Below are 3325 nucleotides of genomic sequence, written 5' to 3'. Positions count from 1 at the left end.
TCTGCTCCGCCCCGGACCCCGCTGCTCAATCGCCGCAGGGGCTTGATATGGCCGCACCGGGCTTGATGAGGGCAAGTTGGCGTGAGGCCGCTACAACCGGCTCAGGCCCGCCGTTGCCGACAGGACGTCGCGGATGGCCTCGCGGTCGCCGACCTGGCCCGCCGCCGCTTCCTCCGGGAGGATGTGGCCCGCGGCGAGGCGGCAGAACTCCACGCCGTCCAGCGCCACATGCGCCACCTCCCGCCCGCCGGAGGCACTCGCCGCGGGGGAGTCGAGGGCGATCAGCCACTCGCCGCCGCCCGCCCCCTCGACCTCAAGGCGCAGGCTGCGCCCGGGTCGCCCCGCGCCGACGAGCTCCCGGGCGGGGGCCGCTAGGCCGTGCCGGCGGCGCTCGGCCAGGGAGCCGGGGAGCATCCGCGCGGCGAGGTCGATCATCCGGTTGAGGTGGCGCGGGGCCGGCGCCTCGTACGGGTAGTCGACCGCGTCCGCGATGTCACCGGCGTGGATCCAGCACTCGAAGGCCCGGTCGACCATCGCGTCGCGCAGCGCGAGCTCGAAATTGCCGTACGAGACGGGGAGTTGACCGGAACCCCCGGCACCGCCCCCGTCCGAACCCGCGAAGGACACCGTGCGGATGACGGAGTGCGACTGCTCGCGCCACGGCGCCCGTACCGCGCGCGTGGGCGGGAAGTAGGAGGCCCTCCAGTACGCCCGGGTGCGCGCGGTGGGGTCAAGGAGCGCAGGCGCGCCGGGGTCCTCGAGGCCGAGGGCGCGGGCGACCAGGCCGTCCACGCTGGTGAGATGGGCGATCACCCCGGCGACCGTGGTCTTCTTGCCGACCTGCTCCGCCCCCTCGTACCAGCGAAGCCGCACCGGCGCGTGCCATTCGCCGTCGCCGATGTCCTGGAGCAGCGCGTCGAGCCGGGCGGTCTCCGTGTCGTACGAGGTGGCCCAGCCGGGCACGGGGATGCGGGCGGGGCGCCGGGTGAGGCAGCCCTCCAGGACGCGGGAGCGCAGCATCGGGTCGAGGTCGAGGCTCTCCTCTGCGTGCAGCAGGCCCACGGCGTCGCGCAGCCGCAGCGCCTCCTCGGCGCAGGTGCCACAGCCACCCAGGTGGATCTCGACGGCGGCCGCTTCCTCGGGGGAGCAGGCGGCCAACGCCCAGGCGCCGAGCAGGGACTTGAGGACGTGGTGCTCCAGGACGGCCGGTTCGGCAGCCGTCACGTCGGGCAGCGGGCGGCCGGTGTCCTCGATGGAGGAGCGGGGCGTCGGTATCCAGGGCCGGTCCGCGGGGCCGGGGCCGTCGGGCTCCTCCTCGTGGGGGTCGAACCTGTCCGGTCCGTTCGCCGCGCTCACGCCGGCCTCCCGTAGCCGTGGCCGGGAGGCGTGCCCGCGTTGTGGGCCGTCGACAGGAGTTGCAGGCCGAGGCGGAGCCTGCGGCGGGCCTCGTCCTCGGTGACGCCCAGGTCGGCGGCGGTCTGGCGGTAGTCACGGCGCTGGAAGTACGCGAGGTTCAGCGCGTCGCGCAGTGGGGCGGGCATGGACGTCACGATGTAGTCGGCGCGGGCCGCTGCGGAGGCGTGACGCACCTTGCGCTCCAGGTCCTCGGTGGTGCCGTGCCCGGTGCGCACGAGGGCGGCGGACTCGGTCTGGCGCAGGCGCTGCACCGCGTGCCGGTGGGTGAGGGTGGCGATGAAGGAGCGCAGCGGGCCCTGCTTGGGGTCGTAGGACTCCGGATTCTCCCAGATCTGTGTGAACACGTCACGGGTGATCTGGTCGGCCGCCGTCTCGTCGTCGAGCACGCGGTGGGCCAGGCCGTGCACCAGCGAGGCGAACCGGTCGTAGAGCTCGCCGAGCGCGGCCGCCTCCCCGTGGGCCAGGCGCTGCTGCATCCTGCGGTCCCAGCGGGACGGGGTGTCCTTGGGCATGAGGCCCCCTCACCGGCTGCCCGAACTACTTTCCTTCTACCCGAATGTAACCGTCGGCACCGACAACGCACGCTCCTTTGCCGCATTGTGCGTCGCCGGAGAGTGGCAGGTGGTAAAGACCATTCGCGCTGTGGAACGCGATGAGGGATCTGGTTCAGATGTGACCGGCCAGGGCTTAACCAGGCCATATGTGATAGGTCTGCGGGAGTGTTTCATCCCGTTGCGGCAGGGCAGCCGCGCAGAAGAAACGTAGGGACAGATTCCAGATAGTCGATATTCCCGAGCGAGAGGCATAGCGCGTGGCGCTCAAGGTGACCGAGTCAGGGCAGGGCGACTGGGCCGTCGTGTGTGCGTCGGGAGAGATGGACCTGGTGACGTCCCCGGCGCTGCGACAGCAGGTGCACGAGGCGGTGGCGGACGGCCGCCGCAGTGTCGTGCTCGACCTTTCCGACGTGCTGTTCTGTGATTCGAGCGGCGTCGGCGTGCTGATCGCGTCGCGCCGTCTGATGCGCTCCTGCCAGGGCCGCCTGCGGCTGATCCTGCCGGCCCAGGGCGCGGTCGACGGCTCCCACGTGAACCGGGTCCTCGGCGCCCTCGGCGTCCGTCGGCTCTTCGACGTCTACCCGGACGTCGCCTCGGCCGTGGACGAGGACGCGGCGCCCATGTCGGCGTAACGCTTGTACCGGATTTTCACCGGCCTTGACACAATCGCCGCAGTTCGGGGCGTGCGCGCACGGGACCGTCGTACGCTCCGTTGCGTAAGACCCATCGACCCGAGAGGCGGCCCATGAGCATGGACGAGCGGAGGATCGCGGCCCGGTTCGCCGGCTTCGACCAGGACGGCAACGGATACATCGACCGCGAGGACTTCTACGTCGCCGCGAAGGCGCTGCTCGCCGAGTTCGGTGTCACGGCGCGTTCCGGGCGGGGGCAGTCGTTGTTCGCCGGGGCCGAGGCGTTCTGGCAGGGAATGGCCGGGATCGCGGATGTCGACGGGGACCAGCGGGTGACCCGTGAGGAGTTCGTGACCGGGGCGGTGAAGCGGTTGCGGGACAGCCCGGACCGGTTCGCCGAGATCGCCCGCCCGTTCCTGCGGGGGGCGTTCGCGGTGGCGGGGGCCGATGAGGCCGGGGTCGAGGTGGATACCGCGGGGCGTGTGCTGGGGGTGCTCGGGGTGGAGCCGGATGTGGCCCGGGCGGCTGCGGAGTCGTTGGCCTCCGACGGTTCGGCCCGGATCACGGAGGACGCGGCGGTCCGCGCCTTCGCGCGCTACTTCACGGTCCCTGAGTAGACCCGCCTCGTGCTTCAACGTCCCTGAGTGGACGCGCCTCATCAAGCCCGGTGCGGCCATATCAAGCCCCTGCGGCGATTGAGCAGCGGGGGCCGGGGCGGAGCCC

The 3325-nt window shown here is 72.1% G+C and carries 4 protein-coding genes; 2 read left to right on the top strand and 2 right to left on the bottom strand.

The window, feature by feature from the left end; genetic code table 11:
- Positions 1-90: 90 nt before the first annotated feature.
- Entirely contained in the window at positions 91-1356 is a 1266-nt protein-coding gene (locus ABT004_RS36160; RefSeq protein ID WP_451193823.1) for a zf-HC2 domain-containing protein, read from the bottom strand.
- Positions 1353-1928: a sigma-70 family RNA polymerase sigma factor gene (locus tag ABT004_RS36155; RefSeq protein WP_351346040.1), complete on the bottom strand. Its 576-nt coding sequence runs from the start codon at positions 1926-1928 to the stop codon at positions 1353-1355. The genes ABT004_RS36160 and ABT004_RS36155 overlap by 4 nt, the downstream gene beginning before the upstream one ends.
- 299 nt (positions 1929-2227) lie before the next feature.
- Between ABT004_RS36155 and ABT004_RS36150 the strand changes: the two genes are divergently transcribed.
- Complete coding sequence (locus ABT004_RS36150; protein ID WP_351346037.1) at positions 2228-2602, top strand: STAS domain-containing protein; 375 nt, start codon at positions 2228-2230, stop codon at positions 2600-2602.
- A 119-nt stretch (positions 2603-2721) separates the two neighbouring features.
- Positions 2722-3219 carry an EF-hand domain-containing protein gene (locus ABT004_RS36145; protein ID WP_351346043.1) on the top strand — a complete coding sequence of 166 codons (498 nt, stop codon included), beginning with the start codon at positions 2722-2724 and terminating at the stop codon, positions 3217-3219.
- Positions 3220-3325: the final 106 nt, after the last annotated feature.

The organism is Streptomyces sp. NPDC002790 (assembly GCF_040295505.1).
Lineage (GTDB): Bacteria > Actinomycetota > Actinomycetes > Streptomycetales > Streptomycetaceae > Streptomyces.
This window is presented reverse-complemented; position numbering and strand designations above follow the sequence as displayed.